The following is a 24,367-nucleotide window of genomic DNA, read 5'->3' on the forward strand; positions in this document are numbered from 1 at the left end:
CGCCGGCAGGGCGGCGATGATAAAGGAAGTTCGGAACCTGCGACACGTCCCGCCGGTCCAGAAAAGGGTCAGGCAGGCCAAACCGGTCTAACCTGACCATTCAGCCAGGTCCGTACCGTGCGGATCGAAACAGAGCGGTGACACCGGCAAACACCCAGATTTGCCGGGCACCGGCGCAGAAGGAGTTGGCAATGCCCTCGCTCGATAGCCTGAACACCCTCAAAACCCTCAAGGTCGCCGACCAGACGTACCACTATTACAGCCTTACCGAGGCCGCCCGCCAGTTGGGCGACCTGCAACGCCTGCCCATGTCGCTCAAGGTGCTGCTGGAAAACCTGCTGCGCTGGGAGGACGGCAAGACCGTCACCGGTGACGACCTGCGCGCCATTGCCCAATGGCTGGAGGCGCGCCGCTCCGACCGGGAAATCCAGTACCGCCCTGCCCGGGTGCTGATGCAGGACTTCACCGGCGTACCCGCCGTGGTCGACCTGGCAGCCATGCGCGCCGCCATGGCCAAGGCCGGTGGCGACCCGCAGCGGATCAACCCGCTGTCGCCGGTCGACCTGGTAATCGACCACTCGGTGATGGTCGACCGCTATGGCACGCCCCAATCGTTCAGCGAGAACGTCGACATCGAGATGCAGCGCAATGGCGAGCGCTATGCATTCCTGCGTTGGGGCCAGAGCGCCTTCGACAACTTCCGGGTAGTACCGCCGGGCACCGGCATCTGCCACCAGGTCAACCTGGAATACCTTGGCCGCACCGTCTGGACCCGTGAAGAAGACGGCCGTACCTATGCCTTCCCCGACACCCTGGTCGGTACCGATTCGCACACCACCATGATCAACGGCCTGGGAGTGCTGGGCTGGGGTGTTGGCGGCATCGAGGCCGAAGCCGCGATGCTCGGCCAACCCGTGTCGATGCTGATCCCGGAAGTGATCGGCTTCAAGTTGACCGGCAAGCTGCGCGAGGGCATAACCGCCACCGACCTGGTGTTGACCGTGACGCAGATGCTGCGCAAAAAGGGTGTGGTGGGCAAGTTCGTCGAGTTCTACGGCGATGGGCTGGCCGAGCTGCCCCTGGCCGACCGTGCCACCATCGCCAACATGGCCCCCGAGTATGGCGCCACATGCGGCTTCTTCCCGGTCGACCACGTGACCCTTGACTACCTGCGCCTGACCGGGCGCCCCGAGCAGACAGTGCAACTGGTCGAACAGTACTGCAAGGCCCAAGGCCTGTGGCGCCTGCCTGGCCAGGACCCGGTGTTCAGCGATGCCCTGGCCCTCGACATGAACGATGTCGAGGCCAGCCTGGCCGGGCCCAAACGCCCCCAGGACCGGGTCGCCCTGGGCCAGGTCAGCCAGGCGTTCGACCATTTCATCGAACTGCAGCCCAAGCCACTGGCCAAGGAAGTCGGCCGCCTGGAAAGCGAAGGCGGCGGCGGTGTGGCGGTGGGCAACGCCGACCAGGCGGGCGAAATCGACTACAGCCATGCAGGCCAGACCCACACCCTGCGCGACGGTGCAGTGGTCATCGCTGCGATCACCTCCTGCACCAATACCTCAAACCCCAGCGTGATGATGGCCGCCGGGCTGGTGGCGAAAAAGGCCCTGGAGAAGGGCCTGCAGCGCAAACCCTGGGTCAAGAGCTCGCTGGCCCCTGGCTCCAAGGTGGTCACCGACTACTTCAAGGCTGCCGGGCTGACGCCGTATCTGGATGAGCTGGGTTTTGACCTGGTGGGTTACGGCTGCACTACCTGCATCGGCAACTCCGGCCCACTGGATGAAGCGATTGAGCAAGCCATCGGCAGCGCCGACCTGACCGTTGCCTCGGTGCTTTCGGGCAATCGCAACTTCGAGGGCCGCGTGCATCCGCTGGTCAAGACCAACTGGCTGGCGTCACCGCCGCTGGTAGTGGCTTACGCCCTGGCCGGCAGCGTGCGCCTGGACCTGACCCGCGACCCGTTGGGCACTGGCAAGGACGGCCAGCCTGTGTACTTGCGCGACATCTGGCCCAGCCAGCAGGAGATCGCCGCCGCCGTGGCCAAGGTCGACACCGCGATGTTCCACAAGGAGTACGCCGAAGTCTTCGAAGGCGACGCGCAGTGGCAGGCCATCGAGGTGCCGCAAGCGGCCACGTATGTCTGGCAGGAGGCATCGACCTACATTCAGCATCCACCGTTCTTCGACGACATCGGCGGGCCGCCGCCGCAGGTCAAGGACATCGAGGGTGCACGCGTGCTGGCCCTGCTCGGCGACTCGGTCACTACCGACCACATCTCCCCGGCCGGCAACATCAAGGCCGACAGCCCCGCCGGGCGCTACCTGCGCAGCAAGGGTGTAGAACCGCGGGACTTCAACTCCTACGGATCGCGCCGGGGTAACCACGAGGTGATGATGCGCGGCACGTTCGCCAACATCCGTATTCGCAACGAGATGCTTGGGGGTGAGGAAGGGGGCAATACCCTGTTCGTGCCAACGGGCGAAAAGCTGTCGATCTACGATGCCGCCATGCAGTATCAGGCCCAGGGTACGCCGCTGGTGGTGATCGCCGGCCAGGAATACGGCACAGGGTCCAGCCGTGACTGGGCCGCCAAGGGCACCAACCTGTTGGGGGTCAAGGCGGTGCTGGCAGAAAGCTTTGAACGCATCCACCGGTCCAACCTGGTGGGCATGGGCGTGCTGCCCCTGCAGTTCAAGGCCGGGCACGATCGCAAGCAACTGGCGCTGACCGGCAGGGAGCGCATCGATGTGCTGGGGTTGAGCGGTGCTCATCTACGGCCAGGGATGAGCCTGACGCTGCGTATCACCCGCGAGGACGGGCAGCAGGAGCAGATCGAGGTGCTGTGCCGCATCGATACCTTGAATGAGGTGGAGTACTTCAAGTCGGGGGGGATTCTGCATTATGTGTTGCGCCAGTTGATTGCTGGTTGAGATGCAAGGCTTGGCTGGGGATTTCACAGGCAGCGCAAATCCCCAGCCAACGCCACCACCCTCCCCCTCTCGGCGGCCTCATTCCGCTATCGGCTACTGGCTCTTGGCCAGCCATTGAGTCATCATCAGACTCACACGTCACCAAACAGCCTTAAAAACGCAAAAATGACGCCATTTTGATCAAACGTGCCTGTTCCCTAGCTCAATCTGAACAATGGCTTATTGCCATAAATCAAGCCTATTAAATATCCATTCAATAAAACCAGCGGCTTGCCGATACCTCACGAAAGCCTTGCGGATTCTTTGCGGATTACCCACCCATGCGTAACAACCAGCCGATTACCCAGAGAGAACGGACTTTCCCTGCCCAGCAGCGGTTGATCTCCACCACCAACGCCAAGGGCGTGATCAGCTACTGCAATGACGCGTTTATCGAAATCAGTGGGTTCACCCGCGAAGAATTGACCGGCGCGCCGCACAACCTGGTGCGTCACCCGGATGTGCCCGCGGCCGTGTTCGCCCACATGTGGCAAACCCTCAAACAGGGCCAGCCCTGGATGGGTATCGTCAAGAACCGCTGCAAGAACGGTGACCACTACTGGGTCAACGCCTATGTCACGCCGATCTTCGACAATAACCAGGTGGTCGGTTTCGAATCGGTGCGGGCCAAACCCACTGCCGAACAGATCCGCCGGGCCGAAGGCCTCTACCAGCGCCTGAACCAGGGCAAGTCGGCGGTGCCGCGACGTGATCAGTGGCTGCCGATTCTGCAGGACTGGCTGCCGTTCATTCTGGTCAGCCAGGTGGGCTTCCTGATTGGCAACTGGCTCGGCCACTCCTGGGGCTTCGGCCTGGCGGCGGCCCTGTCGGTGCCCCTTGGCCTGCTCGGCCTGAGCTGGCAGCAACGTGGCCTCAAGCGCCTGCTGCGCCTGGCGGAACAAACCACGTCCGACCCCCTCATCGCGCAGATGTACACCGATAGCCGCGGCGTTCAGGCCCGCCTGGAAATGGCCATGCTCAGCCAGGATGCACGCATGAAAACCTGCCTGACACGCCTGCAGGACAGTGCAGAACACCTGAGCGAACAGGCGCGGCAATCCGATGCCCTGGCCCACAAGAGCTCTTCGGGGCTGGAGCGCCAGCGGGTGGAAACCGAGCAAGTGGCGGCCGCCGTCAACCAGATGGCTGCCACCACCCAGGAAGTGGCCAACCATGTGCAGCGCACTGCCGACGCCACCCAGGAAGCCAATCGCCTGACCAGCCAGGGCCGGCAGATCGCCGGTGAAACCCGCGAGGCCATCGAGCGCCTGTCGGCGGCAGTGGGTGAAACCGGTGCAACGGTGACGCAACTGGCAAAGGACAGCGACGAAATCGGCGGTGTGGTCGATGTGATCAAGGGCATCGCCGACCAGACCAACTTGCTGGCGCTGAACGCCGCCATCGAAGCGGCCCGCGCCGGTGAAATGGGCCGTGGTTTTGCGGTCGTGGCCGACGAGGTCCGCCAGTTGGCCCAGCGCACCGCCGAGTCCACCGGGCAGATCCACGGCCTGATAGCCAAGCTGCAGCAGACTGCCAGCAATGCCGTACTGACCATGGAAACCGGCCACCGCCAGGCACAGGAAGGGGTCGACCGGGTCATGCAGGCCGATGAAGCGTTGGTCGGTATCAGCGAAGCGGTGGCCAATATCACCGACATGGCGACCCAGATCGCAGCCGCTACCGAAGAGCAGACTGCCGTCGCCGACGAGATCAGCCGCAACATCAGCACCATTGCCGACCTTGCCGACCAGACAGCTGAACAGGCCCAGCATTCGGCGCTGCTCAGCGAGGAACTGACCAGCACTGCCGGTAGCCAGTATTCGCTGGTGGAGCGTTTCAACCGCTAAGACACTGGGCCTTGTGTGATATTGGAGCGGCCTTGCCGGGCCGCTCCTACCAGTCCAGTTGCAACCGGCTCTCGAAATACCGCTCCTCACCCGTCAACGGATCTACGAAACGCAGGCTCTGCGCCAACAACTTCAACGGCCGCTGATAATCGTCATCGGTCTGCAGCAGTTCGGGGTAGAACGGATCGTTGCAGATTGCCGCACCCAATGCCGCCATATGTACACGCAATTGATGGGTCTTGCCGGTCACCGGCGACAGACCGTAGCGCCATAACTCGCCACGCGTCTCCAGCACCTGTGCCAAGGTTTCGCTGTTGTCAGCGCCCTCCACCTCCTGCATGCGGAAGAATGGCTCGCCATGCACCAGGCGGCTTTTGTGCACCAGCGGGAAGTTGTGCTGGGGCATGGCTGCGGCGATGGCCTGGTAGCGTTTGTCGATCCGCCGCTCGGGGAACAAGCGCTGGTAGGCACTGCGCGTCTGGGGGTTGGCGGAGAACAGCACAAGCCCTGCGGTATGCCGGTCGATGCGGTGCAAAGGCACCAGATGCGGGTTGTCCAGACGCCGGATCAGCCGGCGCAGCAAAGTCTGCTCGACATACTCACCGGTCGGGGTCACCGGCAGAAAGTGCGGTTTGTCGGCAACCACCAGATGCTCGTCCACGTGCAACAGGGTTTCCTGCACAGGGATCGGCCGCTCATTTGGCACTTCCCGGAAGTAGTGCAAGCGCATGCCGCGTTTATAAGCCAGCCCAGCAGAGACTGCCTGCCCCTGCGCATCTAGCACGCGGCCCCGGGCAAAGCGGTCAAGCCACTGCGCCCGATCGATGGCCTTGAAATGGTCACACAGGCAATCGAGCACCGTCGCCCAGTTGCCGGGGGGCAGGCACACCGTGCTGGCTTGCTGGCGGGCAGGGTCGAAAGGCGTGGTCATGGCAGCGCTCAAAAGGTTGGAGGCCGCGCATTATCCTCCAAGCCTTCCACCTCAACCAGCCTGTAGCGTCGCCTCGCTGCGCGCCTTCAACCAGCGCAGCACTTGCACGGCCTCCCAGCGGTTGGGGTCGTACAGGGCATATAACAAACCCTGGTAACCTACGACGTCCAGCCCACGGTGGTAACCGGCACGCTGGAACAATGCCTCGATCTCGGCAAAACAGGTATTGAAGTGAACCTTGCCGAACGGCGTTCGGTCTTCAGTCACCAGGCCTTCGAGGCGCAGTTCCAGAACGGCGTCGCACACCCGCTCGACGGGCATGTGGTTGACGCTGTACTTGAGTTGCTCGACGTTGAGCATGGCCTTCCCCTCGAACACTGTATTTATATACAGCATACGGACCTCCCCTCATCCACGTCAATTCGCCATCGCGTCATTGCAACCCCTGCAGGTAAACGGTGCCTTTGCGAATGGTCAGTACCTGGCCCCGCGCAGTGCCAGTGGTCACGGACAAATGCACCCACCGGTCAAACTCCAGGATCAGTTGATCGAAGGGTACGTCGCTGTCGCTGATTCTGCGTATCACCTCACGCGGGCTGACGTCGATCACCGTGAAGTCGGCTGCCAACCCCAGCACATGCTGGCTTGACGGTTCCCCACCGACACGCTGATTAAGTGCACTGCAGCGGTAGCCGCTGCTGATGATGATCGGCATCCCGAGCAGCGCACGTACCTTTTCAAGCACGCCACACAGGACAGTTAGATTGGCCAGTACCTCAGGTGTAGGGGTGTTTTCAAACCCTTCCCTTGCGGCGATTTGCGAAGCGGTCATTTCATCCAGGGTGAAATGCGGCGTGATGAACATGGTTAGATTCTCGATGACAGTTCAAGGACACCGGCAGCAGTGGCCGGCACCCGATCATCGACTTGTAATCTCAACCATGGCGTGAGGAACGCGTGCCCATTGGGCGATCATTGCGCGAGAAACGCCACCACTTGCTCGGCATCGAACGGCCAGTGCAGTTCGCCGCCGTTGTCACAGCGCCGCAGCACGGGAATGATCAGGCCATAGCGTTCGAACATGGCCTCGTTTTCGGCAATGTCGACCAGCTCCACCAACAGGCCATGATCGACGAAAGGCATCAGCACAGCCTCCGCCACTTCGCACAGGTGGCAGCCAAGGGTGCCGAACAGTTGGCATTCAGGCAGCATGGGGCAGGTCTCGGTTTGGTTTCGGAAAAGCCTATTCTAGGTCTGTCCCGCCCACTGCGCACCTGGCCTCGCTCAATCCTGGCTGGTTGCACCAATGCGGTGCAGCGACAGGTCCGCGCCCTGAAACTCCTGCTCGTGGCTCAAGCGCAAGCCATGCAGCGCGCGGATCACCCCATAGACGACAAAGCCACCGAGCAATGCCACCAGCACCCCCATCAGACTGCCCAGCAACTGGCTGACCAGGCTGACACCGCCCATGCCACCAAGGGCGGCCTGGCCGAACACCCCACAGGCAATGCCACCCCACACACCGCACAGGCCGTGCAACGGCCACACACCCAGCACGTCGTCGATTTTCCAGCGGTTCTGCGCCGCGGTGAAACTCCAGACGAACAGCACCCCAGCCACCAGGCCGGTGGCCAGCGCGCCAATCGGGTGCATCAGGTCGGAACCGGCACAGATCGCCACCAGCCCGGCCAGCGGCCCGTTGTGCAGGAAGCCCGGGTCGTTGCGCCCGGCCAGCAAGGCCGCCAGGGTGCCACCGACCATGGCCATCAGCGAATTGATCGCCACCAGGCCGCTTACGCCCTGCAAGGTCTGGGCGCTCATCACGTTGAAGCCGAACCAGCCAATGATCAGGATCCATGAACCCAGCGCCAGAAACGGAATGCTCGAAGGTGCAAAAGCCACCAGGCGGCCGTCGCGGTAGCGCCCGCGCCGTGGCCCCAGCAACACCACCGCCGCCAACGCCAGCCAGCCGCCCATGGCATGCACCACGACAGAGCCGGCAAAGTCATGGAACGGCGCCCCGAAACGTGCTTGCAGCCAGGCCTGCACACCGAAGTTGCCGTTCCACACCACGCCTTCGAAAAACGGATAGACAAACGCCACGATCAACGCGGTGGCACACAGCTGCGGAACGAAACGCGCACGCTCGGCAATGCCCCCGGAGATGATCGCCGGGATGGCAGCCGCGAACGTGAGCAGGAAGAAGCACTTGACCAGCGCATAGCCATGGTCGACGGCCAGTTGCGCCGCCGGCTGGAAGAAGCTCACGCCGTAGGCGATCCAGTAGCCGATAAAGAAGTACACCAGCGCCGAAATGGCAAAGTCGCTGAGAATCTTCGACAAGGCATTGACCTGATTCTTGTGCCGTACGGTGCCCACTTCGAGAAAGGCGAAGCCAGCATGCATGGCCAGCACCAGAATGGCGCCCATGAGAATGAACAGGGTATTCGAACCGTGGACCAGGGAGTCCATCGCGCTGTGCATGTGTTCCATGAATAGGCAGACCTGCTGAAAAGGCACTAGGACAGTTCAAGAACCTGCATCCATGCACCGAATCGGTGCCAACCCCTGCCCCGTTTGCTGAATGGGGCGAGGCCTGCATGGTTTATTCTTGGCTTTGTCGAGGATTGGGTTAAGGTTTACGGTAGTTCGTCACGCAGGGCGCCCCGAATCGGCGCAGTGCGCGCCAGCGGCGCCCCGCAACGTGGCAAAGCCTTAGCAAGGCCCATACCAGCCCAGTTACCCGCACAGCCACTTGAACCTTCGGTATGTGCTATCACTCGAACTACCAACACTCATCGACAGGGAGAGACCCATGGCCAGCAAATCGGCAAAGACTGCTCAAGAGATATTGATGGCTGACTTTCAGGCCTTGGTCCGCGACACCGAGAAGCTGCTCGCCGACACCGCCAACCTGGCAGGCGATCAGGCTGACGAATTACGTGAGCAGATCCATGACCGCCTGACCCAGGCCCGTGAAACCCTGCAACTGACCCAGGAATCGGTGCGTGACCGCGGCCAGGCAGCCCTTGGCACCGCCGAGCAGTACGTGCAGGAAAACCCCTGGCAGGCCATCGGTATTGCGGCCGGCGTGGGGCTGTTGATCGGCCTGCTGGCCAATCGGCGCTGAGGGGTTCCCATGGAGAATGACGCCATCGGCGCCGGCGCTTCGGGCAAACGCCTGGGCGCGGCGATGCTCGGGCTGCTGCACAGCCACATCGAGCTGTTTGGTATCGAGCTGCAGGAGCAGAAGGGCCGCACCTTGAGCCTGCTGTTGTTCGCAGGCTTGGCACTGGTGTTCGCCCTGCTGCTGCTGACAGCGCTGTCCGGGCTGCTGCTGGTGCTGCTGTGGGACAGCTATCGCCTGGCTGGCATCATCGGCCTGTGCGTGTTCTACGGTGTGGCCGCGTTGTATTGCGGTTTGCGTTTGAAGGCTGCGGTGTTCGACGAGTCATCGCCGTTCGGCGCGACCCTCGAGGAACTCGCCAAGGACCGGGAGCGCCTGTTGCCATGAGCCTGCCTGAACTACCCAATACCCGTAACCCTCGCGAACTGCGCAAGGCGCTGTTGCGCCTGCGTCTGGAGATGCACCGTCAGGAGATCCGCCACGAGTCGGGGCAACTGCTTGAGCCACTGCAACGCATGCGCGGCATGGGCAGTTCGCTGCACGAGGGGCTTGGCATCAAGCATGCGCCGCTGTGGGGGATTGGCGCGGTGGTCGCCCTGGGCTTTCTCACCGGCAAGGGCGTGCGCAGTGGCAACCTGACACGGCTGGTGCGCCTGGGCGGCAGCCTGCTGCCACTGATCCGGCTGTACCTGCAAGGCAGCCGCCGACACTGACGTTTTAGCCTCACCTGAACAGACGCGATCACCAGCCGGTGGTCGCGTAAACCTTCAGCTTGCATGGTGACTCACGACACAGGAAGCTATGCCCATCGACCGACAGGAGATCGAGCCTTGGACTGGCATACCTTGCTGACCCGCGAACGCCTGGGCAAAGCCCTGTACAGCCCCGAAGAACTCGGGCGCAGCCCTTTCCACAAGGACCATGACCGCATCATCTTCTCCGGCGCCTTCCGCCGGCTTGGGCGCAAGACTCAAGTACACCCGGTTACCAGCAACGACCATATCCATACACGCCTGACCCATTCCCTGGAAGTCAGTTGCGTCGGCCGCTCGCTTGGCATGCGGGTGGGCGAAACCCTGCGTGACAGCCTGCCAGACTGGTGCGAACCGAGTGACCTCGGGATGATCGTGCAATCGGCCTGCCTGGCTCACGACATCGGCAACCCGCCGTTCGGCCACTCCGGCGAAGACGCCATTCGCCACTGGTTCCAGCAGGCAGCAGGGCGTGGCTGGCTGGACGACATGAGCGATGACGAGCGCGCCGACTTCCTCAACTTCGAAGGCAATGCCCAAGGCTTTCGCGTACTCACCCAACTGGAGTATCACCAGTTCGACGGCGGCACCCGGCTGACGTACGCCACTCTCGGCACTTACCTCAAGTACCCCTGGAGCGCCCGCCATGCCGATGCCCTGGGTTACAAGAAACACAAGTTCGGCAGCTACCAGAGCGAACTGCCGTTGCTCGAACAGATCGCCCGCAAACTCGGCTTGCCGCAACTGGAAGATCAACGCTGGGCGCGCCACCCGCTGGTCTACCTGATGGAGGCCGCAGATGACATCTGCTATGCGCTGATCGACTTGGAAGACGGCGTGGAGATGGAGTTGCTGGAGTATGCCGAAGTCGAGGCGCTGCTACTCGGCCTGGTGGGCGACGACCTGCCGGAAACCTATCGCCAACTCGGCCCGCGCGACTCGCGACGGCGCAAGCTGGCGATCCTGCGCGGCAAGGCCATCGAACACCTGACCAACGCCGCCGCCCACGCCTTCGTCGAACAGCAACAGGCACTGCTCGCCGGGCATCTGCCCGGCGACCTGGTCGAACACATGCACGGCCCGGCCAAGCACTGCGTGCTGCAAGCCAAGGACATGGCGCGCAACAAGATCTTCCAGGACAAACGCAAGACCCTGCACGAGATAGGCGCCTACACCACGCTCGAGATCCTCTTGAACACCTTCTGCGGTGCGGCCCTCGAACAGCATGGCGGCCGCACCCCGTCGTTCAAGAGCCGGCGTGTGCTCGACCTGATCGGCAACAATGCACCGGACCCGCATGGCTCATTGCACAGCGCCTTCCTGCGCATGATCGACTTCATCGCCGGCATGACCGACAGCTATGCCAGTGAAATGGCCCGCGAAATGACGGGGCGCTCCAGCCCGACCTGAGCCCGACAGGTGCAGCCCGAGCACGGCCTCTGGCTGCACCCTTTCTTGAAGGAAACTTCCTACTTGCGTAGCTGCCGATTAAACACTACGAATAACATCCCATGAAAAGTTACCAAACAAGGTTTGACATCAAGCTCCACAGGCTAAATTCGTAGCCCGATTTGTTTTATCCTGTAAGCCATTTCCCATATACAGCGAATAGCCCTTCCTCACATGCCCGACGACTTCCAACTGGGATAAGGTGCGACCCGTCACCCTCACTCGCCCGCAGGGAAGTTGAACATGCACTCCGTATTTATTGTCGACGACCACCCCGTTATCCGCCTGGCCGTCCGTATGTTGCTGGAAAATCAGAACTACAAGATCGTCGGCGAATCGGACAATGGCGTTGACGCCATGCAGATGATTCGAGAAACCACCCCTGACCTGGTCATCCTCGATATCAGCATCCCCAAGCTAGACGGCCTAGAGGTGCTTTCCCGCTTCCAGGCCATGTCCCTGCCGTTGAAGGTTCTGGTGCTGACCGCCCAATCCCCGGCGTTGTTCGCCGTACGCTGCATGCACTCGGGCGCTGCGGGCTATGTGTGCAAGCAGGAAGACCTCAGCGAATTGCTCAGCGCGATCAAGGCAGTACTTGCCGGTTACAACTATTTCCCCAGCCAGGCGATCAAACACAATCAATCGGTAGATGCCGACCTGCAACTCTTCCGCCAGGTCAATGACCGTGAACTTATGGTCCTGCAACTATTCGCCCAAGGCCGAAGCAACAAGGAAATCGCCAAAGGCATGTTCCTCAGCAACAAGACGGTGAGTACCTACAAGAAGCGCCTGATGCACAAACTCCAGGTCGAGACCTTGGTGGACCTGATCGACATGGCCAAACGCAACGCACTGGTCTGAGGGGTTTCATGGCGCGCCATATCGCCCGGCTGTTACTCGCCCTGGCACTGGTCAGCGGCGCGCTACACGCCAACCACCACGGGGTTACCGCGTATGCCCTGCTGGCACGCTCACCGGTAATGCCAGCACAGCCTTCGCTCACGGCCCCGCAACGCCAATGGCTCGAAAGCCGACACGAACTGGTGCTGGGTACCTCTGCGCCCGATTATCCGCCCTTCGACATCACCAGTGGCGGCCGCGACTATCAAGGCCTCACCGCCGAGTATGCAAACCTGATCGGCCTTGCCCTGCAGCTGCCTGTACGCGTGCTGCGCTTTAACAGCAGACAGGCAGCGGTAGAGGCACTCAAACGCGGCGATATCGACCTGCTCGGCAGTGCCAACGGCTATGAAGCGACAACGGACGGTCTGGCACTGTCGCACCCCTATGCCATTGACCAGCCGGTGCTGGTCACCCGTGAGGACGAACGCCGCCCTCTGGACCTGGGCCTGGAGAACATGCGGCTGGGCATGCTCTACCACTACCTGCCGAGGCAGGAGATAGGCAGTGCCTACCCCAAGGCCCAGCTGCTGGCCTTCGGCTCGTCTTCCCAGGCCTTGAATGCCGTTGCATTTGGCCAGGCCGACGTGTTCATCGGCGACACCATCTCCACCCATTACCAGCTCAATCGCGGCCACCTGCCTGGCCTGCGCATCGCCAATTTCAGCAAGCACGAAGCGATCGGCTTCAGCTTTGCCATGCGCAAGGCGGATGCGTTGCTGCTGGAGCTGGTCAACGCCATTCTCGACAATCAGCCTGCAGCCGTGCGCACCAGTATCTTCAAGCGCTGGAGTGCCGGCAGCGACCTGCTTCTGACCGACCGCAAGCTGCAACTGACAGAGGCTGAGGAATTCTGGTTGCAACACCACCCGGTCATGCGCGTGGCCATCGACGATACTGCGGCGCCCTTGTCCTTCTTCGATGGTTCGGGATATTTCAGGGGCATCACCGCCGACCTGCTGGAGCTCATCCGCCTGCGCACCGGCCTGCGTTTCGAGGTGCAGCGCGCCAGCGGCATCGCCGACATGATCGCCCGCCTCAAGGACGGCCGGGCGGATGTGATTGCGGCGCTCACTACCGACGGTGAGGCCGAGCAGACCCTGCAAATCAGCCGCCCTTACCTTGAAAGTGTCTATGTATTGGTCAGCCGAGCGAGCAACGGGCAGTACACCTCTCTGGAACAACTGAAGGACCGACGCATCGCAATCACCCGCTACAGCGCGATGGATGACCTTTCCACGCGCTATCCGCACATTGGCTGGATCGAGACCGAGAGCTCCTTCTATTCCACGGCGCTGCTCAAAAGTGGTGCTGTAGATGCCGTGATCACCACCTTGATAGACGCCAACCATGCGGTGGCCACCCACCCCGACCTGGTCATACGCGCCACCGTCGGCAGCGAGCCGGCCAGCTACGCCATGGCAGCCGCCAGCCATTCACAGACGCTGGTATCGATCCTCGACAAGGCGTTGTTGAGCATTCCGCCGGAAGAACTGGGGGTGATCAACAACCGCTGGCGTGGTTACGGCGTGCATGACGACAGCACCTGGCAAAGCTTTCGCCGGCTCGCCTGGCAGGTGCTGCTGGGTACCGGGCTGTTGCTGCTGCTGGCACTGATCTGGAATGCCCGCCTGCGCCTGCAGATCAAGCAGCGTCAAAGCGCCGAGCGGGCGTTGAACGACCAGCTGGCATTCATGCGTGCGCTGCTCAACGGCACACCGCACCCCATGTACGTGCGTGATCACGAGGGTTGCCTGCAAAGTTGCAACGACAGCTACCTGGAAGCCGTTCAGGCCTGCAGCGACGAGGTCATGGGCAAGCGCCTGGAGCAAAGCCTGTTCGCTGACTGCGAACATACTCACCAGATCCAGGCCGATTACCTGAAGGTCATGGCCGCCGGGACCCCGCTTATCATCGATCGGCCGCTGCGGGTCAAAGGCCGAGAAATGACCATCTACCACTGGATCCTGCCGTACCGCGACTCGCTGGGCGAGGTACAAGGCATCATCGGCGGCTGGATCGATATCAGCGAACGGCGCCAACTGGTCCAGGAACTGCGCCAGGCCAAGCAGCAAGCCGAAGATGCCAACCGTGCCAAAAGCACGTTCCTGGCCACCATCAGCCATGAAATCCGTACCCCGATGAACGCCGTCATCGGCATGCTCGAACTTGCCGTCAAACGTGCCGACCAGGGGCGGGTGGACCGTTCAGCCCTGGAACTGGCCCACCATTCGGCCAAGGACCTGCTGGGGCTGATCGGCGATATCCTCGATATCGTGCGCATCGAATCCGGGCATCTGTCACTCACTCCGGAGCCGGTCGACCTGGCCGCACTGGTCGAGTCGGTGGGCCGCATCTTCGATGGCCAGGCGCGGCAGAAGGGCCTGGCCCTGGAGGTGATGATCGAACCGGCGGCCCGCTGCCATGCATTGCTCGACCCGCTGCGCTTCAAGCAGGTGCTGTCCAACCTGGTCAGCAACGCCATCAAGTTCACCGAGCATGGCCAGGTACGCATCTGCGTTTGCCTGCAGGAAGCAGAAGCCTCCCCTTACCCGACCCTAGAGCTGGAAGTACGTGACAGCGGCATCGGTATTCACGCCGATGACTTGCAACGCCTGTTCAACCCATTCATCCAGGCCAACCCGCACAGCCAGGGTGCCCGCGCAGGCACTGGCCTTGGCCTGGCGATCTGCCGGAGCCTGTGCGAAATGATGGGAGGCACGCTGACCATCAAGAGCCTCGAAGATGTCGGCACCCAGGTTCGCTTGAAAATGCCGTTGCAAGTTGTCAGCGCCGACGCTGTCGAGAGGCCGGTGATCGAACCTGTCGACGTACCCGATCCACGCCTGAACGTGCTGGTGATCGACGACCATCCCGCCAACCTGCAGTTGATGGCGCAGCAGCTGGGTTACCTGGGCCTGGGCCACACCTGCGCCAGGGATGGCCGTGAAGGCTTGAGCCTGTGGCGTGCAGGCGCCTTCGATGTGTTGGTGCTCGACTGCAACATGCCGCACATGAACGGCTACCAGCTGGCCAGTACCGTACGTGCCGAAGAACGGCAACTCGGGCAATCGCGCTGTACCATCCTCGGCTATACCGCCAACGCCCAGCCCGAGGTCATGCGCAAGTGCCTGGATGCCGGCATGGATGACTGTCTGCTCAAACCCATCAGCCTGACCACCCTGAGCCAGCGCCTGGCCGGCATCAGCCCACGGGGCCGACAGCCATGGCGGCGCAAACTGTTCGACCTGGAGGGCCTGGGCACGATCGTCGGCCAAGCCCCGAACGACCGCCAGCGCTTTCTGGCCGCCCTGCACGAGAGCCTGCAAACGGACCTGGTGATTCTGATGAGCCTGCCCGCGCAAGACGCCGACGCCGTTGCCGACCAGGCGCACAAGATCCTCAGCGCCGCCCGCATGCTGGAGGCGCCCGAGCTGATGGCGGCGTGCGAAGCGCTGCAGAACACCGCGTTGCCGACACCGCAACTACGCCTACGGCGCCAGGCACTGGCCCGGCACATGCGCCGGGTGGAGAAGGCGTTGGCCGCTGACATCAAGGCTACCGGCGGGCTTGAATGAGCAAGGCAGCCACACGCCGAAGCTGGTAGACTGCGCGGCGATATTACCTAAGAGGATTGTTTCATGGCCACTAACCGCTCCCGCCGCCTGCGCAAAAAGCTGTGTGTCGACGAGTTTCAGGAATTGGGCTTCGAGCTGAACCTGGACTTCAAGGAAGACCTGGATGATCAGGCGATCGACGCATTCCTCGATGCCTTCCTGGAAGAAGCCATGGACGCCAACGGCCTCGACTACGTAGGCGGTGACGATTTCGGTCTGGTGTGCTCGGCCAAACGCGGTTCGGTCACCGAAGAGCAGCGTGCTGCCGTCGAAGCCTGGCTCAAGGGCCGCAGCGAACTGACCAAGATCGAAGTCAGCCCGCTGCTCGACGCATGGTATCCGGGCAACGCGATCAACGCGGCCGAGTGATACCTGCGCTACCCAGCGGCTTGCACGCTGAAAAGGCCACCCTTCGGGGTGGCCTTTTTTGTTGGCGTCGCTTTTGTGTCGAACGTGGCCCATCGTGGCTAAGCTTGGGGCATAATGCGCGTTCTATTTCGTCCTGGGGCCATCATCTCTTACAGCCCCAATGTCCTTCTCCCTCGCCGCAGGGTATTTACTGAATATGATCAAAACGCTCCGTCCCCTCGTTCTCGCCGGCCTGCTCCTGCCCTTCGCCCTGCCCAGCCAGGCCGCCGCCGTCAATACCAGCCTGCCAGCCAAGGTGCAGCAGGCGCTTAAAGCCAACAAGCTGCAAGACACCGCGCTGTCTTTGGTGATGCTGCCGCTGGATGGGCCAGGCGCGGCGACCGTGTTCAACGCCGATGTCTCGGTGAACCCGGCCTCGACCATGAAGCTGGTCACCACCTACGCAGCCCTTGAACTGCTCGGCCCGACGTTCCAGTGGAAGACCGAATTCTACACCGACGGCACCTTGAGCAACGGTGTGCTCAACGGCAACCTGTACCTCAAAGGTGGCGGCGACCCGAAGCTGAACATGGAAAAACTGTGGCTGCTGATGCGTGACCTGCGCGCCAACGGCGTGCGCACCATCAGCGGTGACCTGGTACTGGACCGCAGCCACTTCGTGCAGCCCAACCTGCCGCAGTTCAACGATGATGGCGGCGACGTCAACAAGCCGTTCCTGGTCAAACCTGACTCGTTGCTGGTCAACCTCAAGGCACTGCGCTTTGTCGCCCGCAACGATGGTGGCAAGGTGACCATCGCCGTCGAACCGCCGATTGCCAACATCCGCATCGACAACCAGGTCAAGGCCGTGGCGTCCAAGCAGTGCAAGGGTGACGTGCGCTACAACCCTGTGCCCCAGGCCGATGGCGTCAGCGTGGTGGTCAGCGGCCAACTTGGCGATGGCTGCAACTCGCAGACCTACCTGTCGCTGCTCGATCACCCGACCTACGCCGCTGGCGCCGTGCGAGCGATCTGGAACGAGCTCGGTGGCAGCATCCAGGGCCGCGATCGTATCGAGAACGTGCCCAAGAGCGCACGCCTGCTGGCACGGGCCTTCTCGCCCGACCTGGTGGAAGTGATCCGCGACATCAACAAGTACAGCAACAACACCATGGCCCAGCAGCTGTTCCTCAGCCTGGGTGCACAGTTCCGTACCGATGCCGATGGCGATGATGCCCGTGCGGCGCAACGCGTCGTTCGCCAGTGGTTGGCGAAAAAAGGCATTACTGCACCTCACCTGGTGATGGAGAACGGCTCCGGCCTGTCGCGCGCCGAACGCGTCAGCACCCGCGAGATGGCCGCGCTGCTGCAGGCTGCCTGGAAGAGCCCCTACTCGGCCGAGTTCATCAGCTCCATGCCGCTGGTGGGCATGGACGGCACCATGCGCAAGCGCCTGAAACGCACGGCCATGACCGGTGAGGGGCACATCAAGACCGGCACCCTGAATACCGTACGGGCCATCGCGGGCTTCAGCCGCGACAGCAACGGGCATACCTGGGCGGTCGCGGCCATTCTCAACGACCCGAAACCGTGGGGCGCATCGCAGGTGCTTGACCAGGTGCTGCTGGACCTCTATCGCCAGCCGAAACTGGGCACCAGTACTGCGGCCAACTGACCCAGTCCCGGCCTAAACACCGGTTGGGGGCCGAAGGAACGGCCCCCGTGTTTGCCGGCCACCGAGCCCGTGCAGGGCTCAGCTCAACTCGCCTTCCACGCGGTCCCGCCCCGCTTGCTTGGCGGCATACACCCCGGCATCCGCGCGCCACAACAAGGCATCGGCCCCCTCGCCTGGCCGCCACCCCGCCACACCGAAGCTCGCAGTCACCTCGCCTACCCCTTCGATCGGTACGTTGCGCACCCCCTGCCACAGCTCCATCGCCAGCAGCCGCGCCTGCTCGGCATCGCTACCCGGGCACAGCACCATGAACTCCTCCCCGCCCAGCCGGCAGAACACGTCGGTTCGTCGCAAGCGCAGGGCGATGCGCTGGCACAGGCTGCGCAGCACCAGGTCACCCACCGCGTGGCCGAACTGGTCGTTGATGCGCTTGAAGTGATCGATATCGAGCATGATCACCGCCAACGCCAAGCCATCACGCTGAGCGCGATCCAGCTCGACCTTGAGCCGCTCCTGGAAATAGCGCCGGTTATGAATACCGGTGAGCGCGTCGGTCACCGATAGCGCACGCAACTCCTCCTCCACCCCCTTGAGGTCGGAGATGTCGGTCAGGTAGCCATGCCAAAGGGTACACCCCGCATCGCCGACCTCTGGTGTCGCTTCGCCGCGCACCCAGCGCAAGCCCACACGCGGCAGGCAGACCCGGTACTCCTCGCGCCACGGCGTGAGGTGGTCGGCCGAGTAGCGCACCGACCGGCGTACGCGGTCCAGGTCATCGGGGTGGATACGCTCGAACACCAGCGTGGCGTCCTCGCGCAGCTGCTGCAGGTCGACCTCGTAGATGTCGTACAGGCCTTTGCTGGCATACGGGAAGCACGAGCTGCCATCGGCATCCAGGCGGTACTGATAGATGCCGCCGGGTACCTCGGCACTGAGTTTTTCCAGCAGCCGGTCACGCGCCGCCAGCGCCTCATGCACCCGGCGCCGTTCCGTGACATCGATGCAGATCGCCAGGTAGCCGACCCAAAGGCCTTGTTCATCGAGCATGGCCGTGACCAACATGTTGGCCAGCAGATGGCTGCCATCGGCGCGCAGCAAGGTCCACTCGCCCGGCTCGGCACCGCTTTCCTGCACCGTTTCGGCAAACATCGCCTGGCCACCGGCAATACGCCGCCCGTAGCGCTGGCTCAAGGCATGGGCGCGCTGGCTGAGCTCTTCAGGCAGCACCAGGTCCTCCAGGCGCAGCTGGCCGATCGCCTCGCTGGCCGAATAGCCGAGCATGCGCTCGGCACCGGCATTGAAGGTGCTGACCACCCCCTTGAGGTTGGTAGCGATGATCGCCACCTGGGTCGCGGCATCCAGCACGCTGCGCAACTGGTTGTGCGTACCGCGTAGCGATTGCTCGCTGACTCGAAGCTCTGCGGTGCGCTGCTCGACCAGGGTCAAGGCGCGCTGGCGCTGGCTGAACAGGCTGTAGAGCAAGGTACTGAGCAACAGGCTCAACAGCCCGCCCAACAGCCCCACCGCCAGTGCAGCCGATGAACGGTTGGCCTTCAGAAACGCCATGCTCGGCCGGACAAACAGCTGGAATGGGTGGTCGGCGAGGTGCAGCAACTGGCTGCTCGCCAACGCAAGGGGTGCTGCCTCGTTCTGGGAGTCGAACACCACTTCAGGCCCTTGCAGCCCGGAAGGGTCTTCGATGCGCACGACCAGATTGTCATCGGCCGGGGCCGGCAACCCATCGCTGATGAGCTCGCGCAGGTTGAGCAACGCCATCACATAACCCACCGCCGCGCCATGCGGCGCTGCGTCGGAGAACACTGGCGCCACCATCAGCAGGCCACGTGCCTGCGCTGCCGGCCGCCCAGCCCCGGCATCCATGATGTGCAGGGGTTCGGACACCGCCATGCTGCCAGGCTCCAGCGCACGCGCCAGGGTTGCCTGGCGCGCACCCTGGCCAGCAAGGTCGAGCCCGTAAGGGAGTGCCGGCTGATCAGCTGACTGGGTGTAGAGCACCGGAAAGTAATGGTCACGCAGTGGCGCCGGCTGCCAGTTGCCCTGTGCATCCTGATCGCGGATCACGTAGCCCTGGCCCAACCAGGCCGAGGTGCGCTGCTCGAAATCGGCACGCTGCGCCGCCTCTACGCGCGGCGCCCAGGCGTAAGCCAAAGTGCGCTGCAGCAAGGGCCGTGCGTAACCTTCGAATTCGCGGGGGGTGATTTCATTGGAGAAGCTGAAAAACCGCCGCAGCCCGTCCAGGCGCTGCTGCTGATCATCAAAACGCTCGGCGATGCGGCTGTAGCGCTCGCTGGCCAGCAACTCGAAGCGCTGGCGCAGTTGCTGCTTGTAGAAGGTGTGCGCGGCAAGCGCCAGGGTGGCCGACAGCAGGCCGCCAGCCACCAAGGCCACCAGCGCCACGGCCCAGGCGGACACCCCTTCGCTGCACAGGCCAAGAAACCTCGCACGTACGCCAAACTTGGACATAAACCCATCTCGTCACGTCAGCGTCCTGCGGATTATCTTGCCCTGCCGTCAGTTATAGCTATTGGCCATTAGCGGCGCAATGCACCTCGTCGCTTCAGCGCAATTGCAGGCGCCACGCGCGGTGGATACGGTTGTTGCGGGCGAAATCCGGGTCAAGCGTCTGGGCGGTGATTTCTTCCACTGCGTAACGCGCCATCAGGTGCTCATCCAGCTGGAACTTGCGGAAGTTGTTGGAGAAGTACAGCACGCCACCTGGCTCCAGCCGCGCCATCGCCAGGTCCAGCAGTTGCACATGGTCACGCTGTACGTCGAACACACCTTCCATGCGCTTGGAGTTGGAGAAGGTCGGCGGGTCGATGAAGATCAGGTCATAGGTGTCGCGGTTGGCTTCCAGCCAGGCCATCACATCGCCCTGCTCCAGGCGGTTGCGCTCGGAGAAACCATTGAGCGACAGGTTGCGCCGCGCCCAGTCCAGGTAGGTTTTCGACAAGTCGACGCTGGTGGTGCTGCGCGCGCCGCCCTTGGCCGCATGCACGGTTGCCGTGGCGGTGTAGCAGAACAGGTTGAGGAAGCGCTTACCGGCAGCCTCGCGCTGGATGCGCATGCGCATCGGGCGATGGTCGAGGAACAGGCCGGTGTCCAGGTAGTCGGTGAGGTTGACCAGCAGCTTGACGCCGCCTTCGTTGACTTCCTGGAAGCGCCCTTCGGTGGCCTGGCGCTCGTACTGACGGGTGCCGCTCTGGCGCTCGCGGCGCTTGAGCACCACGCGCTGGGGCGAGATACCCAGTGCCTGCGGAATCGCGGCCAGGGCATCGAGCAGACGCGCCTGGGCCTTCTCTGGGTCGATCGAGCGGGGTGCCGCGTATTCCTGCACGTGCACCCAGTCCTGGTAGAGGTCGACTGCCAGGGCGTACTCGGGCATGTCGGCATCGTACAGGCGGTAGCAGTCGACCTGCTCGCGACGGGCCCACTTGCCCAGTTGCTTGAGGTTTTTTTGCAGACGATTGGCGAACATCTGCGCACCTTCCGACAGGCGCGCAGGCTCGCTTGCCTGTGGCTCCTGGCGCCGGGCCTCGCCGTTTTCAGCCTGAGGGTCGCGACGCTCGCCGGTAACGAACTGGTCAGGCTGCACCTTGAACAACAGCAGCTTGCACGGCAGCGCACCGTTCCAGAATGCGTATTGCTTGTGGCTACGGATGCCCATGCGCTTGCCCAGCTCCGGCGCCCCGGTGAACACCGCCGCTTCCCAGCCCATGCAGGCCTGGCGCAAACGTTCGCCCAGGTTCTGATAGAGATACAGCAGGCTGGCTTCGTCGCCCAGGCGCTCGCCGTAAGGCGGGTTGCTGATGACCAGGCCTTTCTGGTTCTGGTCTGGCCGCGGCTCGAAGGTGCTGACCTCGCCTTGGTAGATCTTTACCCAGTCGCTCAGGCCGGCACGTTCGACGTTGTTGCGCCCCGGCTGGATCAGCCGCGGGTCGGCCTCGTAGCCACGGATCCACAGCGGTGGCTTGGCCAGGCCGGCCTGCGCGCGCGCTTGCGCCTCGTCATGGACCTTGCGCCACAGTGCCGGCACATGGCCAAGCCAGGCGCTGAAGCCCCAACGCTCGCGCTTGAGGTTAGGTGCCATATCGGCGGCAATCATTGCGGCTTCGACCAGGAAGGTACCCACACCGCACATCGGGTCGGCCAGGGCGCCGCCTTCGGCAGCGATGCGCGGCCAACCGGCGCGGATCAGCACAGCCGCCGCCAGGTTTTCCTTGAGCGGCGCGGCACCTTGCTGCAAGCGGTAGCCGCGCTGGTGCAGGCTGTGGCCGGACAGGTCGAGCGAGAGAATCGCCTCGCCGCGGTCCAGGCGCAGGTGCACACGCACATCGGGGTCGATCTTTTCCACCGACGGGCGCAGGCCTTCACGGTTGCGCAGCTTGTCGACGATGGCGTCCTTGACCTTGAGCGCACCGAAATGGGTGTTGTCGATGCCCGAGCCATGGCCGCTGAACTCCACCGCAAGCGTACCGTCGGCGGCCAGGTGGTCGGCCCAGTCAACCGCGTTGACGCCGTCGTAGAGGTCGTCGGCGTTCTTCATGTTGAAGCGCTTGAGCACCAGCAACACTCGGTTGGCCAGGCGCGACCAGACGCACAGGCGGTAGGCGGTTTCCATGTCGGCGGCGCCGCGAATGGCCGAGGTGTGCTCGCGCACCTCATCGAGGCCGAGGCCCTTGGCCTCTTCGGCGAGCAGGCCTTCCAGGCCCTTGGGGCAGGTGAGATAGAGTTCGAAACGGTCCGACATGAGGATTCCAGAGCCTTTGGCTATTTGACTGACGAGGCGACGCATCGCCCCGCGATGTTTGCCCGAACACCCTTCCAGCAGGCATCCGAGTGGCCCTCCCCTGCGCACAACTGCGCAGCAGAACGACCGGGCCGCCTGACCGATCAGCACTTCGCCAGGGGCAAAGACAGCTTAGATCATCAGGCAGTTTGAAAAATTCGAGCGATTCAGGGACCGATGTGACCCTTCGTCGCATTTCAAAATAATTCTGTCATGGCCCAGCAACGCTGGCGAAATGACGTCAATGATCGGCAAACCCCGATCATAGCGGGCTCAACGCCAAATAAGGTTGAGTCGCATTTATTTACTTATCACTTCACCCTTGGAAAGGTTACGTGCTTATGACAAATCGATCATTCACACCGTGACTCGCATTCGTTAGAACTGGTCTTAGGCCGCTTCGCAACGAGGCGGCACCTTCAGCTCGCCACGCCGGCAGCGAGCGCAAACCGGCAGAAAGACTCTGCCCGGCCTCGGAGAGGCCGACGGGACATTACAGTCAACAAGTGAGGGCAACACCCTATGAGAAGACTTAAGCGTGATCCGTTGGAAAGAGCATATTCACGTGGCTACCAATACGGGGTCACCGGCAAATCCCGCGAACTTTGCCCGTTCAATCTTCCTTCTGTTCGCCAAGCCTGGATCAACGGCTGGCGTGAAGGTCGCGGTGATAACTGGGACGGCATGACTGGCACCGCTGGCATCCATAGACTCAACGAAAATCACGCCGTTGGCTGATCGAGGACACTGAATTCGATTTACCATGCACGCCCCATCCGGGCGGCGGGCGAAGGCCCAGGGGCCCCTTGACGGGGCCCTTTTTATGGCCGGTTAAAAACTGAAGGTTACCTTGGCATCGCGGCGATGGCGTCCACCGCCTCGCGGATCAGCGCAGGGCCTTTATAGATGAAGCCCGAATAGATCTGCACCAGGCTGGCCCCCGCGGCGATTTTCTCGGCGGCGTGACGCCCCTCGGTGATACCACCGGCAGCAATGATCGGCAGCTTGCCGCCCAGCTCACCTGCCAGCACCTTCACCGTGTGAGTACTCTTCTCCAGTACCGGTGCACCCGACAAACCACCGGCTTCGCCCCCATAAGGCAAGCTTTCGACGCCTTCACGGCTCAGCGTGGTGTTGGTGGCGATCACCGCGTCCATGCCCGATTCCATCAACGCAGCAGCCACCAGTGCGGTTTCTTCATCACTCATATCCGGGGCGATCTTGATCGCCAACGGCACGCGCTTGCCCTGCGTAACCGCCAACTGCTCGCGGCGCTCGGCCAAGGCATCGAGCAACTGCTTCAGCGAGTCGCCAAACTGCAGGCTGCGCAGCCCCGGCGTATTCGGCGAACTGACGTTGACGGTGATGTAGGTAGCGTCGGCATAGACCTTGTCCAGGCAGATCAGGTAGTCATCGACCGCACGCTCGACCGGGGTGTCGAAGTTCTTGCCGATGTTGATGCCCAGCACGCCGTTGTAGCGCGAAGCTCGCACGCGCTTGAGCAGGTGATCGACGCCCAGGTTGTTGAAACCCATGCGGTTGATGATCGCCGTCGCTTCCGGCAGGCGGAAAATCCGCGGCTTCGGATTGCCCGGCTGCGGGCGCGGTGTGACGGTACCGATCTCGACGAAGCCGAAGCCCAACTGAGCAAAGCCATCGATGGCCGCGCCGTTCTTGTCCAGGCCAGCGGCAAGGCCCACCGGGTTGGCGAAGTTCAAGCCCATGACCGACACCGGCAAGGCCGCCGGCTGCTTGCACAGCATGCCATTGAGGCCAAGACGGCCACCGGCACCGATCAGGTCCAGGGACAGGTCGTGGGAGGTTTCCGGGGAAAGCTTGAACAGCAGCTGGCGGGCCAGGGTATACATGGGCGGGCAAGGCTCGGGGTGAATGAGGGGGCGATTATAGCCAGCGCACGGCTGGCATGACAGTAAATCCT

General features: G+C 62.7%; 19 protein-coding genes. 11 read left to right on the top strand and 8 right to left on the bottom strand.

Going from position 1 to position 24,367, the window contains the following annotated elements; genetic code table 11:
- Positions 1 to 191: 191 nt before the first annotated feature.
- Together acnA and DJ563_RS13050 are read left to right on the top strand one after the other, a co-directional pair.
- Positions 192 to 2,933: an aconitate hydratase AcnA gene (gene acnA / locus DJ563_RS13045; RefSeq protein ID WP_434519650.1), complete on the top strand. Its 2,742-nt coding sequence runs from the start codon at positions 192 to 194 to the stop codon at positions 2,931 to 2,933.
- A 320-nt stretch (positions 2,934 to 3,253) separates the two neighbouring features.
- A complete protein-coding gene (locus DJ563_RS13050) occupies positions 3,254 to 4,819 on the top strand; it encodes a methyl-accepting chemotaxis protein (protein ID WP_434519651.1) in 1,566 nt (521 codons plus the stop codon).
- Between the two features lie 46 nt (positions 4,820 to 4,865).
- Here the strand turns inward: DJ563_RS13050 and DJ563_RS13055 are convergent, their stop codons facing one another.
- The 5 genes from DJ563_RS13055 to DJ563_RS13075 form a co-directional block, all read right to left on the bottom strand.
- Complete coding sequence (locus DJ563_RS13055; protein WP_274097365.1) at positions 4,866 to 5,750, bottom strand: pseudouridine synthase; 885 nt, start codon at positions 5,748 to 5,750, stop codon at positions 4,866 to 4,868.
- A 51-nt stretch (positions 5,751 to 5,801) separates the two neighbouring features.
- Complete coding sequence (locus DJ563_RS13060) at positions 5,802 to 6,110, bottom strand: hypothetical protein (RefSeq protein ID WP_033701480.1); 309 nt, start codon at positions 6,108 to 6,110, stop codon at positions 5,802 to 5,804.
- A gap of 73 nt (positions 6,111 to 6,183) precedes the next feature.
- The gene (locus DJ563_RS13065; protein ID WP_434519652.1) at positions 6,184 to 6,615 is read right to left on the bottom strand and encodes a D-Ala-D-Ala carboxypeptidase family metallohydrolase; all 432 of its coding nucleotides are present in this window, start codon (positions 6,613 to 6,615) and stop codon (positions 6,184 to 6,186) included.
- 107 nt (positions 6,616 to 6,722) lie between these two features.
- Positions 6,723 to 6,962 carry a glutaredoxin family protein gene (locus DJ563_RS13070; RefSeq protein WP_274097363.1) on the bottom strand — a complete coding sequence of 80 codons (240 nt, stop codon included), beginning with the start codon at positions 6,960 to 6,962 and terminating at the stop codon, positions 6,723 to 6,725.
- A 72-nt stretch (positions 6,963 to 7,034) separates the two neighbouring features.
- The gene (locus DJ563_RS13075) at positions 7,035 to 8,243 is read right to left on the bottom strand and encodes an ammonium transporter (protein WP_434519653.1); all 1,209 of its coding nucleotides are present in this window, start codon (positions 8,241 to 8,243) and stop codon (positions 7,035 to 7,037) included.
- 322 nt (positions 8,244 to 8,565) lie between these two features.
- Between DJ563_RS13075 and DJ563_RS13080 the strand changes: the two genes are divergently transcribed.
- The 8 genes from DJ563_RS13080 to dacB all read left to right on the top strand — a co-directional run bounded on the left by DJ563_RS13080 (position 8,566) and on the right by dacB (position 17,618).
- Positions 8,566 to 8,880: a DUF883 family protein gene (locus DJ563_RS13080; RefSeq protein ID WP_047583282.1), complete on the top strand. Its 315-nt coding sequence runs from the start codon at positions 8,566 to 8,568 to the stop codon at positions 8,878 to 8,880.
- 9 nt (positions 8,881 to 8,889) lie between these two features.
- Positions 8,890 to 9,264, top strand: coding sequence for a phage holin family protein (locus DJ563_RS13085; protein WP_033700463.1), 375 nt, complete (start codon positions 8,890 to 8,892; stop codon positions 9,262 to 9,264).
- Entirely contained in the window at positions 9,261 to 9,590 is a 330-nt protein-coding gene (locus tag DJ563_RS13090) for a hypothetical protein (RefSeq protein WP_186653961.1), read from the top strand. The genes DJ563_RS13085 and DJ563_RS13090 overlap by 4 nt, the downstream gene beginning before the upstream one ends.
- 117 nt (positions 9,591 to 9,707) lie before the next feature.
- Positions 9,708 to 11,039, top strand: coding sequence for a deoxyguanosinetriphosphate triphosphohydrolase (locus tag DJ563_RS13095; RefSeq protein WP_033700467.1), 1,332 nt, complete (start codon positions 9,708 to 9,710; stop codon positions 11,037 to 11,039).
- Between the two features lie 282 nt (positions 11,040 to 11,321).
- Positions 11,322 to 11,939, top strand: a complete 618-nt coding sequence (locus tag DJ563_RS13100) for a response regulator (protein ID WP_434519654.1) — start codon at positions 11,322 to 11,324, stop codon at positions 11,937 to 11,939.
- 8 nt (positions 11,940 to 11,947) lie between these two features.
- Positions 11,948 to 15,556: an ATP-binding protein gene (locus DJ563_RS13105; protein WP_434519655.1), complete on the top strand. Its 3,609-nt coding sequence runs from the start codon at positions 11,948 to 11,950 to the stop codon at positions 15,554 to 15,556.
- A 63-nt stretch (positions 15,557 to 15,619) separates the two neighbouring features.
- Entirely contained in the window at positions 15,620 to 15,964 is a 345-nt protein-coding gene (locus tag DJ563_RS13110; RefSeq protein ID WP_047583280.1) for a YggL family protein, read from the top strand.
- A 196-nt stretch (positions 15,965 to 16,160) separates the two neighbouring features.
- Positions 16,161 to 17,618 (top strand): D-alanyl-D-alanine carboxypeptidase/D-alanyl-D-alanine endopeptidase, encoded by a 1,458-nt coding sequence (gene dacB, locus DJ563_RS13115; RefSeq protein WP_274097358.1) that lies wholly within the window; start codon positions 16,161 to 16,163, stop codon positions 17,616 to 17,618.
- Between the two features lie 78 nt (positions 17,619 to 17,696).
- Here dacB and DJ563_RS13120 read toward each other — a convergent pair whose 3' ends face one another.
- On the bottom strand, positions 17,697 to 20,102 hold the full coding sequence (locus tag DJ563_RS13120) for a sensor domain-containing diguanylate cyclase (protein ID WP_274097357.1): 2,406 nt from the start codon (positions 20,100 to 20,102) through the stop codon (positions 17,697 to 17,699).
- Between the two features lie 94 nt (positions 20,103 to 20,196).
- Positions 20,197 to 22,389, bottom strand: coding sequence for a bifunctional 23S rRNA (guanine(2069)-N(7))-methyltransferase RlmK/23S rRNA (guanine(2445)-N(2))-methyltransferase RlmL (gene rlmKL / locus DJ563_RS13125; RefSeq protein WP_274097356.1), 2,193 nt, complete (start codon positions 22,387 to 22,389; stop codon positions 20,197 to 20,199).
- Between the two features lie 561 nt (positions 22,390 to 22,950).
- Here rlmKL and rmf point away from each other — a divergent pair.
- Positions 22,951 to 23,166 (top strand): ribosome modulation factor, encoded by a 216-nt coding sequence (gene rmf / locus DJ563_RS13130; RefSeq protein WP_003248687.1) that lies wholly within the window; start codon positions 22,951 to 22,953, stop codon positions 23,164 to 23,166.
- 107 nt (positions 23,167 to 23,273) lie between these two features.
- Here the strand turns inward: rmf and DJ563_RS13135 are convergent, their stop codons facing one another.
- Entirely contained in the window at positions 23,274 to 24,296 is a 1,023-nt protein-coding gene (locus DJ563_RS13135; protein ID WP_274097355.1) for a quinone-dependent dihydroorotate dehydrogenase, read from the bottom strand.
- Positions 24,297 to 24,367 lie beyond the last annotated feature (71 nt).

The organism is Pseudomonas sp. NFX1, from assembly GCF_051123555.1.
Classification (GTDB): domain Bacteria; phylum Pseudomonadota; class Gammaproteobacteria; order Pseudomonadales; family Pseudomonadaceae; genus Aquipseudomonas; species Aquipseudomonas capeferrum.